The following is a 14,205-nucleotide window of genomic DNA, read 5'->3' on the forward strand; positions in this document are numbered from 1 at the left end:
TTATCTCTCCCAGGTATGGTGAAAGTACGACGTTTGCGGGTTAGGATGTTCCGACTGAAAGATTTCTTCGCCGACGTTGTATTGATGTATTTTTGAACGAAATTCTTCCAGTGGCAAGTCAATCTGTTGCGCTGCTTCTTTCACCGAACCCGCCTTTTGGATGACCAATTGAAACAATATTTTCTCCGTTCGTTGAAAACTCCGATCATTTTCCAACTGCTTTTTGACTTGCCCCTCAGGATTGTATTTCCGGATAGATTCGGGTAAATGCTTTGTCCGGATTACCGGATCCCGGGAAACCAGGTCAGCATGCTCTATTGCATTTTTCAACTGGCGAATGTTGCCGGGCCACGGATAACTAATGCATCTATAGAGGGCTTTGGGTGAAAGAGATTTCTCAGTACTATGCAAATAAAGAAACCGGTCGATTAATTTTGGAATATCTTCCCGGTGATCCCTGAGCGCCGGTTGATAAAAAACCGTCGGTTGCAACTTGGTGATAAATTCTTGCCATTCAGGATTTGCGGACAAGTTGCGATACATCCTGTTTTCGACAGCCCCAATTAACCGGACATCCAGAGAAGATGAGACCTGTAATCCATTTCCTGACGGTTTTCCCTCCATGATATTTGCTAATTCAATTCTGGGTTCATGCGGTACCGCGTTCAGCTCATCGATAAAGAGTGTCCCCCGGTTGGCTTTGGAAATTAATCCGACCTCCACTTTCGCCCCCTTCATGGTGAAAACCATTTGCCCGAATAATTCCTCACGGACTTCAAGTTGATTCGGGGTAATACCGTGATACACGCAGAAGGGCTCGTTCGCCCGGAGACTGGCATTGTGCAGGGTGCGGGCCGTCCACTCTTTCCCGGAGCCCACTTCGCCGACAATCAATACATTTTGATCCGTGCGAGCAATTATCATAATCTGGTTCAATATTCTGTCCATGACTTCACTGGTAAACGCTGTGCTCAAAGGTTCTATAATCTTTTTTGGCTCGCTATGGTATTTATTGTTCATTTCCTACTCCGGCAGATGAATTTGTAAATTAATGGTTGTAACTGACCTCCCGACATATCCGGGGCCGTGCGCGATATCGACCTGGAATTGCCTACCGAGCTTCAGGCCAATCCCGTATCGACCGCCTACATAATTCGGACCGTGTAAATAACCTGCGCGAAAATCAATTAGAGAGAGTGGGTGATACTCAATCCCGCCTTTATAGGTGACTCCTGATTGACTTGACCGTTTTTCACTGGCAAAGGAGAGGATGACCAAAGGAGATTCGGAGACTTCCGGAAACCGCATTGATGTTCCGACTTCGATTAAGTTTGGGACATCACGGGACTCCATTAGCGCCTCTTCGCCAGAAAAATCCGAACGAAATGCGACGTCGTCTTCGTAATAATGATATCGAATACCGTAACTGACTCCGGGAGAGGGAGCATAGTATGCACCCGCCAATGCAGAGGCGCTTCGTTTATAATTGTCTGACGCCATATTATGGTTCATCTGGACCAGAGCACCAAGACTCACGGTATTTGACACCTTTACCGCTCCGCCGATATGACCGTCAAATCTGGAAAATTTTTTGAGCGGCTGATTCGCCTCAATTGGGTCCAGACCTGAGTGATGCGCAGTGAAGCCGACAGCTAGCGGAAAGGTTCGATTCGTTAATACCGGGATCGTTACATTTTCGGCGATCACACCTTGTGTCCAGTAGTAGTTTTGACTTATGCTGATACTCTTGGTGACTTCCTGAAAACTCAGGAGTGCCGGATTCGCGTACATGTCGTTTAATTGGTTCGTAATTCCGGTCATTGGTGTACCCATGGCAAAGGTGCGGGCATTGGGTTGCCATTTCCAGGGGTGGTACTCTGATGTCAGCTGTTCGGTAGTCTGTCCAACTACTGCGTTGGTCGTCAATACAGCGAAACCGACGATACCTGCGACGAACAAATTTCGGTATTTTTTAAATCGCTGGTACATAATTACACCACCCTAAAGATGCTGAACAGGAGTACGACATCCCGCAGGAACCCGGAAAGATCCCGGATAAAGTTTTCCTGTCTGGGCACATAAACCACGTCACCCGGACGAACCTGGGGGAGCGGATTGCGCATCTCTTGTTGCTCAAAATATTTTGCCAAATCGACTTCGACCGTTTCGCCGGTACCGCTGTTCCGGTAAATTCGGATATTCCGGAGATCTGCCTGCTCAGTGGTACCGCCGGCCTTTGAGAGGATCTCAAAGAGGTTCACCGAATTCATCAATTGGTAATTATCCGGCCTGCCAACAGAGCCCAGCACGGATACGATATTGTCATCCGGGCTCGTAATGGTGACCGTACACTGGATTTCACCCTTGATATAATTGGCGAGTTTGGACTTCACGGTGTCCTTGAACGTCTGTTTCGTTAATCCGCTGGCCTTCAGCTCCCCGACTAACGGTATCGTAATCGTGCCGCGACTATTCACCTGAGTGTTTGTCTCAAATTCTTCATACCCCCACACCGACAACGTGATTTCATCGCCGGATTGAATGACGTAATCTTGCGACTTACGCTCAATAATCAATGACCCGGCTTCCGAACTGGAGAACAGTTCAGTAGAGGACGTACGCGTTCCTGAACACGCACTCAAAAGCACACCAGTGGCGATCAGTATTAACAAGAGAAAATTTATTTGAGTAAGTCGCTTCATTCTGTCCTCGCTGGGTTCATATTGTCACTATGTATATTCGCAAGGCCTGTGCCAGCGATTTGAAAAATCCCTGAAATCCCTGACCTATAAGGGTTTTAAGGGACTTTTAGTATTCGTACTCTCTCGATCCCATATATGGGTTTGGTTAGTTTTTTTCCACATGAGGATGAAAGGCCTGCCAAAATTTTTGGCGATAGATTTAATAAGTGTCCAGACGATGATCCCAAAGAATTCCCTGGAGAAACCTTGTATTATTAGGATCGCGCATGCGAGGGGAATAAAAATTTACCTGTTGGCATATCCCTTGCGCTGGTATAAAGTGAATATGAGGAAAAACCGGGTGAATTGTTTAAATGAAATTCGTCCGGAATAACAGAGTTGGAAACTGAATACCAAAGTAGCGGAGGTCTTAAGTCGTGCATCAGGCACAGCTTGCAAAAAGTGAAGTTAAAGGTTTTCTCAGGCGCAGAATGAAGCTCCTGGCGATAGCCGTGGTGGTTGTCACAGGGCTCAGTGCAGCGGTTGCGTTTTATTTACCCTTGCAATATAAATCGTCGACGACCATCCTGGTTCAGCGGGACGAGACGTTGAATCCGATGGTCCGGTATAATATGGCGGTGGCCATGGCATCCGAGGATCGGTTGAAATCCTTTAACGAGATTCTCTATAGCCGGGCAACAATTACCATGCTTATCGATAGCCTGAATCTGGATAAAAACGTCTCCAACCGGGCTGAACGCGAGGCATTAATAGACAAGGTCCGCTCAAATATTCAAACGCGACTTAAAGCGTCAGACTCTTTCAGTATTATCTATTATAACACCAATCCGGCTCAGGCAAAAAAGGGAGTCCAATTGCTGGCCGATCACTTTATCAATACCAAACTGAAACTGGAGAACAAGCGAAACAAACAGACGGTAGACTTTTTCCATAAAAAGCTCACCGATCTCAGAGAAATGGTTGACGAGCGGCAGCGGCAACTGGAAAACAGGCTCAAGGAAGATGTGAAAGAGACGCCGGTGGATACCAGAACGTTACAAGCACAGATGGAGCAGGTTGATCAGGATTTACAGTCAATTGATCGGAGGATTTTGCAGTACGAACAGGCGATTAAGGTGCTGCGACAGGTTGACCAGGGAAAATCCAATCCCGACGATTTACAAAAATTGTCACTCACGGAATTACCAGACGGCGAACAACTCAAATCCACGCTGAATACGTACCGGCAAGTGCGACAAAAATATACGGATCAATATCCAAAGGTGAAGAACCTGGAAGAAGAGGTGTTTACCCAGGTCAACCAGGTGCTGGAAGCAGTGAAATCTAAAAGGTATCAGCTGAATACCCAGAAATCCTATCTGACCTCCGAACGCTCTGAACTGGCGAGCCGGATTCAAAAAGCATCGGTAGCCGAACGGAGTACAAAGGGAGAGCAACTGGATTACCAGGTGTACCGAAAATTACTGGATGAGATGAAGGTTAAAATGGAGCAAGCCAAAACAAGCCGGGACTTGGGCAAACAGGCTGAGAACTCTTTCGTTGTCCTCGATCCGCCAATAATTCCACAGCAACCAACTAAACCGAACAGAAAATTGTTACTGGCGGGCGGATTTGGCCTTGGTGGAATTCTCGGCCTACTGGCTGCCGCTATCGCGGAACTCCTGGACACCACAGTGCGAAGGACTGAAGACATAAAAGAATTTCAAAAACCGGTGGTCGCATTCATTCCGGAAGGGAACTAGAACTTCCAATTTGAAGTCGGAATAAAACTATGTTTATGGATGACAGCAGCAATAATGTGAATGAAGTCGTGAAATCTGCCAGCCCGATAGTGGTGAACTCCGTCCAGGGAAAGGCCGTAGACCGTGAGGTGGTGAAGAAAAATTTTTATAACGCCTTTCAGTATAGCCTGCCTCCCGGAGATTTTAAACACACCATCGGCATAACCAGTCCGAACCCCAAAGAGGGTAAAACCGTTGCAGCATGCAATCTGGCTTCCTCATTTGCGATAGGACATAAACGGAAAACAATACTCGTAGACCTGAATATTGAGGAGCCCCGGTTGCATGACGTATTCGAAACGGAGAAATCGCCCGGATTGACGGAATCAATGCAAAACGGAAGCATCCATATTTCAAGGACGAAATTTGAACAACTTTACTTACTTCCTGCCGGCAGGCCGAGCATCGGATTAGATATTGATGACGTGATAGCCCTCCGGGACGTCATCTACAGCCTCCGGCAGGAATTTGAGTTTGTTATTATGGATATGGGGCCAACGCTCCCGGTTGGAAATTTCCCGCTGATGCTGGTGAACGAACTGGATAGTCTGTTAGTCGTGGTGGATACGACAAAAACAAAGTATGGGGACATCCAAAAGGTATTTCGGCATGTGAATAACAACAAGATATACGGATTTATCTATAACCGGGTGCAAGAAGATTAATTCAATGAGGTGGATAAAACTATGAAAGCATTACTCGGACTGGTCGTGTGTTATTTTTTGGTCATTTTTCTGACACGATACATTAACAAGTCTAAATTATTCTATGGCCTCGTACTGTTATTTGGAGCGCTGCTCCAGGTTGGGATTGTTCTGTTCTATATGTTTACGCTGGAAGTTCCGACTCCATAGGCGGGGTCGAAATCGATATGTACGGTTCGAACCGAACGAACGGAGGCACCATCGTTGGGACCAATCGGAGAGCTGATAGTAATCTCTGGCCAGTCCTGGGGCTTGATGCTGAAACAGCACCCAGCATTCTGATTATCCTGGCGGGTACAGTCCTCATCGGTGGGGCACTGTACTTTTCCCATGGTAACATTTTTGCAGGTGCCGCTGTCTTAGCCGTGATGGGATTACTCCTGATCACCTGGTATCGGGTTGATCTGAGCTTATATGTGCTCTACGGTATGGTATTAGTGTTCGATCAGTTCCATATTCCTGGATTTTATCCCATCACCTACACACTGGATTTTTTCCGAAACCTGAAGGAGATATCTTTCCTACCGACGATTAGTGCCGGAGTAATGAATCCCATTGAGATTCATCTGGTATTGATCTTGTTTGTTTGGTTCCTGGTGGTAGCTATTAAGAAGCGGTTTGCACTCCGATCGGTTCCGGCGTGGGGACCAGCAATATTATTCTTTGGGTGGCTTTTACTCGCATACGCAATGGGAATCCAGCAGGGCGGAGATTTCCTCACCGCCCTCTGGGAAGTGAGGGCGCTGTTTTATCTCGGCGTGGTGTACATTGTTGTTCCGCAGATTATACAGACCCGGCGCCAGGTTGAGATTTTTATGTGGGTGACCATTGGCGCTATCACGGTGAAGGCCCTGCAAGCCATTGCCCGGTTCATAGCGCTCGGGTTCAGTTTTGGCGGACGTCCCACACTCACGAATCACGAAGACCCGGTGTTTATAGTCACCCTTTTCGTGTTGGCCATCGGCTTGGTCCTCTTTAACTCGAAGCATCGGCAAAAGCTCATTTTACTCCTTTTGGCCTTACCGTTATATATGGGGTTTTTCCTGGGCCAGCGACGCGCAGCGTACGCCTCGTTTATTATTTCGATGGGAGCATTTGTGTTTTTATTACCGAGGATTGCCCGGTGGAAGTTTATTAAGGCGGCCGTACCGGTGGTCATTCTGGCGCTGATTTACTTCGCCGCCTTTTGGAACAGTAACAGTACACTTGCTTCACCAGTCCAGCAAATCAAATCCGGTATCTACGGGCTGGACCGGGATGTAGTCTCGGACCAGGATTACTACTCGAATCTCTACCGGGAGTATGAGAATTACAACCTTGCGTATACCACTCGACGACATCCGGTAATGGGAGTCGGTTTCGGGAGGAAATACGAACAGCCACTCGGGTTAGCTAATATCAACTTTCCACTCCGCGATTACATACCGCACAATGAGATTTTTTGGGTTATTGTGAAAACCGGGGGGATTGGTTTCTTCCTGTTCTGGCTGTTTTTCAACTCAGTGGGAGCGAAGGCTGCATCGCTATCTATGCGAATTCAGGATCCGTATTTAAAAGCCATAGCCGTGATGATCGCCATTGCAATTATTAACCAGATGACGGTTTCATTCTATGACCTGCAGCTGACCTATTACCGAAACATGATTTACCTGGGAGCACTCATGGGGCTTCTGCCAACATTGGAACATCTGGCACCAGAAAAAGGAGAGAATAATGCAAAACAATAACGCGTTAAATACTGAGTTAAGTACCAAACCATTACATGGAGATTACAAGTTTCCAACGGTGCAAACTTACCATTTCTGGGGAACCCGGGTGGATAGTTTGACGAAAAGTGAAGCTCTGGAAGCCATTCATTCTCTGATATCGCAGAGAAGACCGGAGAATATTTCCAGGCCTGCTCAGGTGTATTTTACCAATGTTCATACGATTCATCTGGCAAGGAAAGATCCGGAATTCCACCGGATTATTGAACAGGCGGATCTGGTGCTGCCGGATGGCAGCGGACTGGATTTGGCCGGCCGGCTGTTCCGGAAACCCATACGGGAAAACTTGAATGGAACCGACCTGACACCTGAAGTGCTAGGCATTGCTGAAGAACAGGGATGGTCGGTTTATCTCCTTGGGGCAAAACCGAATGTCATGAATAACTGTGTGCGACATATCCGGCGACGTTTTCCGGATCTGATTCTCGCCGGGCACCATCATGGGTACTTTGATGAGGTACAGGAAAAAATTATTCTGCGGGAAATTTTCCGGTATCAACCGGACATCGTATTGGTTGGAATGGGGGCGCCGTTACAGGAGAAGTGGATTACGAACCACCTGGATGACCTGGAAGCGCGTATCTGTTTTGGAGTGGGAGGCTTATTCGATTTCCTCGGGGGCGAGGCTCCCAGAGCTCCCCGCTGGATGCGAAATGCGGGAATTGAATGGGTGTATCGCTTTTTACATCAACCAAAGAAAAAGTGGAACCGGGTTTTTGTTGAAATTCCACTCTTTCTGGGATTCATATTCGTTAACTGGCTTCGAATGAAAAGCAATGCCATGGTTGAGACGGTCACTTCATGAACGGCGATATCAAAAAATCGATTGCGAAAAATACCGGGGTGATGATGATCGCCCAGATGATCACCTGGGTGAGCAGTTTTGTGCTGCTGATGTTTTTGCCCCGGTATCTCGGCAGTGTGGAGTACGGGCGGCTCCATTTGGCGCTCTCTATTGCGATGATCCTGCGGATTATCATCGATTTTGGCGGGAATCACCTGATTCCCAAAGAAGTGGCCAAGAGTCGGGAGCGATTGCCGGATGTTTTAATGAGTTTTATTGGAGTCCGAAGTGGGATTTGGCTTGCGGTACTTGGCGGAATAGCTCTGTTTACCTTGATCGCGGGCTATTCCGGATACGTCCGGCTTTTGATTCTGATCATGGCCTTCTCAACCCTGTGGCAAGGCCTGCAGAAGGCGCTGCGTGGATGTTTCCAGGGCTGTGAGATGATGGAATATCCCTCTATCGGAAATGTGGCGGAAAAGGTGTTTCTGACTTCTTTGGCAGTCGCGGCTCTATTATTAGGGGCGAATGCCCTTACCATCGTTATCGTCATGACGACGGCGGCAATCGTGAATTTCCTGGTGTGCGTTAAATTTGCTCCGAAAATCCTCGATCACTTACCTGCGTTTAACGTGGCCACTTCAGTGAATATGGTGCGCCAGAGTCTTCCCTACTTTTTGTGGTCGGTTTCGTCGGTAATTTATTATCGTGTGGATACGGTTATGCTTTCACTGATGACTCCTGAACAGGTCATCGGGTGGTACGGCGCCTCGTACAAGTTTTTTGACGTGGTAATGTTTCTCCCGACGATACTGACCACCGTCCTGTTTCCGATTCTTTCGAAACTTTGGGTTGACGGAGAGGATAAATTGCTGGAAACGCTCCGCCCCAGCCTAAAATATATCATTCTTGCCGGGATCCCGGTCAGCATTCTCTTCTTCGGGTACGCCGAACAGATTATCGACCTGTTTTACGGCATAGAAGAGTACAGGAGCTCGGTGATTGTGCTGCAGGTGTTCGCGCCGGGCATTGTCCTGGTTTATATCGATTTCATCCTGGGTAATACAATCCTGGCCACGGATAAACAGGTGCCGTGGGCAGCCGTTGGTGGGATCGCTATTGTCCTCAACGTCGTCCTGAATTTATTCCTGATTCCGCATTTCCAGAATACTATGGGAAACGGCGGAGTCGGAGCTGCAATAACAACCCTCATTACAGAAGCACTGGTTATGGTGGCAGCCTTCTTCGTATTACCGCGTTCCTATGGGAAGGTATTTCCGCTACCAGAAACTATTCGGGTTCTTGGCGCCGGATCAGTCATGCTAGCGGTGGTCTGGTGGTTGCACAGTATTGGTGTCTTCTGGATTTTCGGAGCAATTATTAGTGGAATCGTATATGCCGGAATGGTATTCGCTTTTCGGATTTTGGGTGTCCGTGAGAAGGAATTGCTCTCGCGGTACCTGTCAATCGGTCATTTAAAATCACTGGTATCAGAGAAAGGAAGCGCCATATGAGAATTTTACATATCATGCCGTATTCGCCTGTTCCGCCCACATTTGGAGGTGCCTTGCGGGAGTATTATATCCTGAAGAACCTTCTACGGGAGCATCAGGTGACCGTCGTGTTCTATGGGACTGAGGAAGATCGGCAAAATCTGGGGGAAGAGTTTGGAGATGCGGTGGAGTCGATCCACGCTGTGCCGCAGCCGTGGGAGCGGAAATTTCGGCGGATCGCCCAGCTGAGAACAATTGTTAGCCAACATAGCTACTTTTATCACAATAATATCAGAAGCTCCATGCAGTCCAAAGTAGACGACCTCTTCCGCATGAAGAATTTTGACATGGTCCATTTCGAATTTTCCATCATGGGAAGTATTGCCGTTCCCGACAATATTCCGACGATTGTCGATACCCACAACGTGGAGTATGCCAACTTCCGCCGAATGTGGAAGAAGTCCACCTCTCCGATCAGGAAATGGTTTTATGGTCGTGAATATAAAAAGGTGTACCAGGAGGAGGTTGACATCCTGGGAAATCAGGATGCGATCTTCGTCACCTCCGGCAATGATGGGGAGATTATGGATCAGGACATTCCGGAGGTGCCGAAGCACATTATCCCGAACGGTGTGGATACCATTTTTTTTACACCGGAGTCCTCCCCGGTAAAACCTAATTCCCTGGTTTTTACCGGTATGATGGCCTATACGCCCAACAACGACGGGATGCTCTATTTCATGAAAGAGATCTTTCCGCTCATCAGAGCGGAAGTCCCCGATGTGCAACTCTCGATTGTCGGGAAACGACCGACGAAAAAACTCCAGTCATATGCGTCCAAACAGGTGGAAGTTACCGGGTTTGTAGAAGATGTGCGTCCCTATATCAGGAATGCTTCGGTGTATATCGTGCCGTTGCGGATGGGAAGCGGCACCAGGTTGAAGGTACTGGAAGCGTTGGCGACTAAAAAGCCGGTGGTTTCAACAAGTATCGGATGCGAAGGGATAGATGTGGAAGACGGGAAATCCATATTGATCAGAGATGAGCCCAAACCGTTCGCAAAGTCGGTTATCAATCTGCTAAAAGATGAAAAACGCCGGCAGGAACTAGCCATGAACGGGTACCGGCTGATCAAGAAAAAATACGACTGGGAGGCTGTGGGCGACAAGATGCTTGAAATTTATCGGCAGTACGAACAAAAATTTAACGGGCAACCCAGGTCGACCAAGACAGTTTCAGCCGTGAGATAGAAAGTGGATACAATTGAACTAAAGCACGGTCCGGTTAAGAACTTACCATGCCAGACAACGGGGTTGGTAAAAAAATTAACAAATTCAGGGACTCGGCTGAGCGAAGAGCCTGCTGAAACTCCTGTGAGACAGTGGATACGACTCCTGGCATGTATATTGTAATTACATAAATCAGGAACGAAATGATGAATTCAGAGGATAAACAGAACGGATCTCAAGAAATGGATCATTTACAGGAACAGTTGGATCCCGTGAATGGAAACGGGCATGATGATATGGCTAACACGGCATTAGGCCTTACGGATACAGGCCGGGATAATGTTGATGATTCACGGAATATTAAGATCTTGCTTTATCATCGGATCGTGGAGGATAAAAAATTGTTAAAGACCGATACAGCAAATCTGTGTACTCACGTGGATCAATTCAGGTATCACCTGGAGATCCTGGAAATGTTTGGGTACACACCAATCACCCTGCATGATTATCAGTTGTATCTTCAGGGCGAAGTCCACCTGCCGCGGAAACCGATAATTATTACGTTTGATGATGGCTATCTGGATACCTTCAACCTGGCTTATCCGGCGTTGCACGAACGTGGCATGACGGCCGTCTTTTTTGTGCTGGGAGACAGAACGCTGGAGTGGAATGAATGGGACGCGGATATATCTATTGAACCAGCACCACTTATGGACGATGATCTCATCCGCGAGCTGCACCAGCAGGGATTCGAAATTGGATCGCATACGCTGAGTCATCCGGATTTAACCCGGGTTCCCGAATGGGAAGCCTGGCGGGAAATCGGCCAGTCCAAATCGAACCTGACGGAGTTACTGGGAGAGCCGATCCACAGTTTTTCATATCCGTATAGCAGCGTTGATGACAAAATCAGATCGTTTGCCAGGACCATCGGGTACTCCTTTGCATGCAGTGTCTATACTGGTCCGCCTGAATTCGGTAAAGAACCACATGAAATTCGGCGGATCGAGATTCACAATGACATCAGCCTCTTTGGATTCATGACAAGATTACTACTGCCGGTGGAACAGGTGTACTGGTCCTGGTGGAAAATGATGAGTACAATCGACTCGGAAAGATTTTCGGGGACGGCAATGGAGCACGATGGCGGCGGAGTACAAAACGGAGGGACCGGAACATGAGTTACCACTTTGCAGAATACCGGAAACTGTTGCCGGAGCCGGTGTATTATTACGGGAATGCGAACCACGGAATGTATGATCTGCTGCTATGGTTACAGCGGGAGAATCCGATTGACAATCCGAATGTGATCCTTCCGGCTTATATCCCGGCGAAATTATACCGGCTGGCGCTGGCAGTAGGATATGAACCGAGATTTTATGATGTCACGAACCTTGGTGAGTTAGAGCCGGAGCAGATCACCGAAAAAATAGACAATAACACCCAGGCAGCACTCGCTATTCACTATTTTGGCATTCCGACATCATTGATAGAGATAAAAAAGCAATTGAGTACTCGCGGCGTATTTTTAATCGAGGATTGCGCTCACACGCTCGCCGCTGAAACCGACGAGGGCACATTGGGTACCCTCGGAGATGCCGCAATATTCAGTACAAGGAAAATGCTGCAGTTACCCTGCGGCGGTTTTTTAACTATTAACGCCAATCCAGATGGGTTTGCCCCTTCTTATAGCACCAAAGTGCGCAGTATTTACTCCGGTGGAAAGTGGTTCGCCACCCGAATGAAATACCTTTATTTCAAGCTGACTCGAGGAGCCGATCCACTCAACCAGGCATGGATACCCAGCACCGGATACATCAAATTCGGTGAAGAGCAGCATTTCCGAACCAAAGAGATGTCAAGATTCGGCAGATATTATCTGGAGAAGGTCGACCTTGCCAATATAATACGGCGGCGTCGCGAAAATTATACATATCTGGCTTCACAAATAACTGAAAGCAAACGACTACAGAAATTTCGTGCGGCCCTGGGTTTAGCGCATACTCCGGAACTGAGACCGGTTGCGCCCGAGCTCAAGGACGGATGGGTTCCGTACAGTATGCCGATGCTCCTTCCGGCACACATCCGTGATCCGATGCGAGAGGTTCTTTGCGAATATGGTGTAGGATGTGGAGCCGGATGGCCTGAGGCGCCATTTGGGATGGACGGATATCAGTCCACCAGATACCTGGCGGGGAAAGTCATTGAATTGCCGATACACCAGGGTATGAATTTTCATCAGCTGGACAGAATTGTATCAGGAATGGAACAATTTCTCGAATCATATTTGAACCAGGAAGTACCCGCACTCCGAACTAACGGTAATGATAACTTGCTCGGATTAGGTAATAAGGGGGTCGTGCAAACTCATGCATAAAACAATGACAGATACGACAGACTATCAGACGGAACAGGATGTGATGTTGTCCCGGCAGGAGTGGGACACGAAAGAGGAGGTGAAGGTTGAACTGGTAGAATCGACCGCAGAATGGGACAAATTGCGTCCGGTTTGGAACAGAATTGTTGAGGAGTCAGGTGCGCATATTTTCCAAACCTATCAGTGGCAACGGACATGGTGGAAACATTTTCATGAGGACAATGATCTGTTCATCATGGCTTTCTATTATGTTGATCGAATCGTCGGTATTGCTCCGATGTTCGTTGAAAAGAGCACCTTTGGTAATTATGAAGTATACCGAAGATTACGATTGATTGGCTCTTCAGTGACAACAGGTGATGTCTCGGGGACGTTTACGGATTATAGTCCCAGTGACTACCTGGATTTTGTCGCCTATCCCGAATGCAAGGAGGTCGTAGCGGAGGAGTTCCTAACGTTTCTTGAGTCCCGCGAAGAGCAGTTCGACGAGATAAGTTTCAGGGAGCTGCGGGAAGACGGGATGATATATCAATATGTGTTGCCGAAACTTGCCCGGCACGGTGAATGGAAAATGCAGAAGGAGCCATCCGAAAAATGCCCGATGATATTTTTGTCGGGAGAAATGAAACATTATCTCCAGGGATTGAGCCGGAAGGCGCGGTATGAACTCCGGTATTCAAAGCGGGCCGTCACAGAAAAAGATAAATTCCGGGTCGAACGAATTAGTACCCCAGAAGAAATGGAAACCGCCTTCGATCGATTCGTAGAACTTCATCAGGCACGATGGAACCGACAGGGGATGCCGGGTGCGTTTGCCGATAACCGTTATACTGATTTCCTGAGAGACGTCACCGGAACTTTTTTGGAGGAAGGCTGGCTGAGAATGTCCACAGCGGTATCGCCGGATGACAAGTGTGTCGCCGTGGAGTACGGTATTGCATTTAGCGACAGAATCTACGATTACCTGAAAGCATTTGATGATACATCGCCACTGGCCAAATACAGCCCGGGGAAAGCCCTGGTATATTTCCTGATAGAACAGGGGATTGAAGAGGAGTGCGAGGTGTATGATCTGCTGCGCGGTGATGAGCGGTATAAGATGCGCCTGGCAGCCCGGACGGAGCAGAACTGGCACGCAACCATTCGACCAAAGCGGGAGGAAGTGAATTTCGGTCGGGCATACTACGCTGTCCAGGAGTTTACCTCGGGTATTAAATACCGGATTAATCGGGAAAAGCTTCTGGTAAAAGTTCACGTGAACCAGTTTGGCTGGCTCAAATTTATACCACGGTACTGGAACTTTATTACCGGGCGAATTAAGAGTGCACTGGCATAAAGCGCGTGGGCTGTCCCGTGTTCGGAATGCATT

Annotated in this window: 13 protein-coding genes; 10 read left to right on the plus strand and 3 right to left on the minus strand. The window is 47.9% G+C overall.

What is annotated here, in order from left to right:
- From K9N57_00120 to K9N57_00130, 3 genes are read right to left on the minus strand one after another with little or no spacing between them, the layout of a single operon-like run.
- The gene (locus tag K9N57_00120; protein ID MCF7802573.1) at positions 1-1,020 is read right to left on the minus strand and encodes a sigma 54-interacting transcriptional regulator; all 1,020 of its coding nucleotides are present in this window, start codon (positions 1,018-1,020) and stop codon (positions 1-3) included.
- A 3-nt stretch (positions 1,021-1,023) separates the two neighbouring features.
- Positions 1,024-1,989: a hypothetical protein gene (locus K9N57_00125; protein MCF7802574.1), complete on the minus strand. Its 966-nt coding sequence runs from the start codon at positions 1,987-1,989 to the stop codon at positions 1,024-1,026.
- Positions 1,990-1,991: 2 nt separating this feature from the next.
- The gene (locus tag K9N57_00130; GenBank protein ID MCF7802575.1) at positions 1,992-2,702 is read right to left on the minus strand and encodes a polysaccharide export protein; all 711 of its coding nucleotides are present in this window, start codon (positions 2,700-2,702) and stop codon (positions 1,992-1,994) included.
- Positions 2,703-3,118: 416 nt separating this feature from the next.
- On the opposite strand from K9N57_00130, the gene K9N57_00135 reads away from it, so the two are divergent.
- The 10 genes from K9N57_00135 (at position 3,119) to K9N57_00180 (ending at position 14,172) form a co-directional block, all read left to right on the plus strand.
- Positions 3,119-4,444: a hypothetical protein gene (locus K9N57_00135; GenBank protein ID MCF7802576.1), complete on the plus strand. Its 1,326-nt coding sequence runs from the start codon at positions 3,119-3,121 to the stop codon at positions 4,442-4,444.
- A 29-nt stretch (positions 4,445-4,473) separates the two neighbouring features.
- A complete protein-coding gene (locus tag K9N57_00140) occupies positions 4,474-5,148 on the plus strand; it encodes a hypothetical protein (protein ID MCF7802577.1) in 675 nt (224 codons plus the stop codon).
- A 21-nt stretch (positions 5,149-5,169) separates the two neighbouring features.
- On the plus strand, positions 5,170-5,337 hold the full coding sequence (locus tag K9N57_00145) for a hypothetical protein (protein MCF7802578.1): 168 nt from the start codon (positions 5,170-5,172) through the stop codon (positions 5,335-5,337).
- A 17-nt stretch (positions 5,338-5,354) separates the two neighbouring features.
- On the plus strand, positions 5,355-6,914 hold the full coding sequence (locus K9N57_00150; GenBank protein ID MCF7802579.1) for an O-antigen ligase family protein: 1,560 nt from the start codon (positions 5,355-5,357) through the stop codon (positions 6,912-6,914).
- Positions 6,901-7,758, plus strand: coding sequence for a WecB/TagA/CpsF family glycosyltransferase (locus K9N57_00155; GenBank protein MCF7802580.1), 858 nt, complete (start codon positions 6,901-6,903; stop codon positions 7,756-7,758). The genes K9N57_00150 and K9N57_00155 overlap by 14 nt, the downstream gene beginning before the upstream one ends.
- A complete protein-coding gene (locus tag K9N57_00160) occupies positions 7,755-9,251 on the plus strand; it encodes a flippase (GenBank protein MCF7802581.1) in 1,497 nt (498 codons plus the stop codon). Before K9N57_00155 ends, K9N57_00160 begins: the two co-directional genes overlap by 4 nt.
- A complete protein-coding gene (locus tag K9N57_00165; protein MCF7802582.1) occupies positions 9,248-10,480 on the plus strand; it encodes a glycosyltransferase family 4 protein in 1,233 nt (410 codons plus the stop codon). The genes K9N57_00160 and K9N57_00165 overlap by 4 nt, the downstream gene beginning before the upstream one ends.
- 221 nt (positions 10,481-10,701) lie before the next feature.
- Positions 10,702-11,640 carry a polysaccharide deacetylase family protein gene (locus K9N57_00170; protein ID MCF7802583.1) on the plus strand — a complete coding sequence of 313 codons (939 nt, stop codon included), beginning with the start codon at positions 10,702-10,704 and terminating at the stop codon, positions 11,638-11,640.
- Positions 11,637-12,836, plus strand: coding sequence for a DegT/DnrJ/EryC1/StrS family aminotransferase (locus K9N57_00175; GenBank protein MCF7802584.1), 1,200 nt, complete (start codon positions 11,637-11,639; stop codon positions 12,834-12,836). The genes K9N57_00170 and K9N57_00175 overlap by 4 nt, the downstream gene beginning before the upstream one ends.
- Positions 12,829-14,172, plus strand: coding sequence for a GNAT family N-acetyltransferase (locus tag K9N57_00180; GenBank protein ID MCF7802585.1), 1,344 nt, complete (start codon positions 12,829-12,831; stop codon positions 14,170-14,172). The genes K9N57_00175 and K9N57_00180 overlap by 8 nt, the downstream gene beginning before the upstream one ends.
- Positions 14,173-14,205 lie beyond the last annotated feature (33 nt).

The sequence above is a fragment of the Candidatus Neomarinimicrobiota bacterium genome (assembly GCA_021734025.1).
Lineage (GTDB): Bacteria > Fidelibacterota > JAANXI01 > JAANXI01 > JAANXI01 > JAANXI01.

What these genes read in the sequence shown, in the direction of transcription:
- K9N57_00120 (MCF7802573.1), bottom strand. Translation starts at nt 1,020, where the DNA reads ATGAACAATAAATACCATAGCGAGCCAAAAAAGATTATAGAACCTTTG.
- K9N57_00125 (MCF7802574.1), bottom strand. Translation starts at nt 1,989, where the DNA reads ATGTACCAGCGATTTAAAAAATACCGAAATTTGTTCGTCGCAGGTATC.
- K9N57_00130 (MCF7802575.1), bottom strand. Translation starts at nt 2,702, where the DNA reads ATGAAGCGACTTACTCAAATAAATTTTCTCTTGTTAATACTGATCGCC.
- K9N57_00140 (MCF7802577.1), top strand. Translation starts at nt 4,474, where the DNA reads ATGTTTATGGATGACAGCAGCAATAATGTGAATGAAGTCGTGAAATCT.
- K9N57_00145 (MCF7802578.1), top strand. Translation starts at nt 5,170, where the DNA reads ATGAAAGCATTACTCGGACTGGTCGTGTGTTATTTTTTGGTCATTTTT.
- K9N57_00150 (MCF7802579.1), top strand. Translation starts at nt 5,355, where the DNA reads ATGTACGGTTCGAACCGAACGAACGGAGGCACCATCGTTGGGACCAAT.
- K9N57_00155 (MCF7802580.1), top strand. Translation starts at nt 6,901, where the DNA reads ATGCAAAACAATAACGCGTTAAATACTGAGTTAAGTACCAAACCATTA.
- K9N57_00160 (MCF7802581.1), top strand. Translation starts at nt 7,755, where the DNA reads ATGAACGGCGATATCAAAAAATCGATTGCGAAAAATACCGGGGTGATG.
- K9N57_00165 (MCF7802582.1), top strand. Translation starts at nt 9,248, where the DNA reads ATGAGAATTTTACATATCATGCCGTATTCGCCTGTTCCGCCCACATTT.
- K9N57_00170 (MCF7802583.1), top strand. Translation starts at nt 10,702, where the DNA reads ATGGATCATTTACAGGAACAGTTGGATCCCGTGAATGGAAACGGGCAT.
- K9N57_00175 (MCF7802584.1), top strand. Translation starts at nt 11,637, where the DNA reads ATGAGTTACCACTTTGCAGAATACCGGAAACTGTTGCCGGAGCCGGTG.
- K9N57_00180 (MCF7802585.1), top strand. Translation starts at nt 12,829, where the DNA reads ATGCATAAAACAATGACAGATACGACAGACTATCAGACGGAACAGGAT.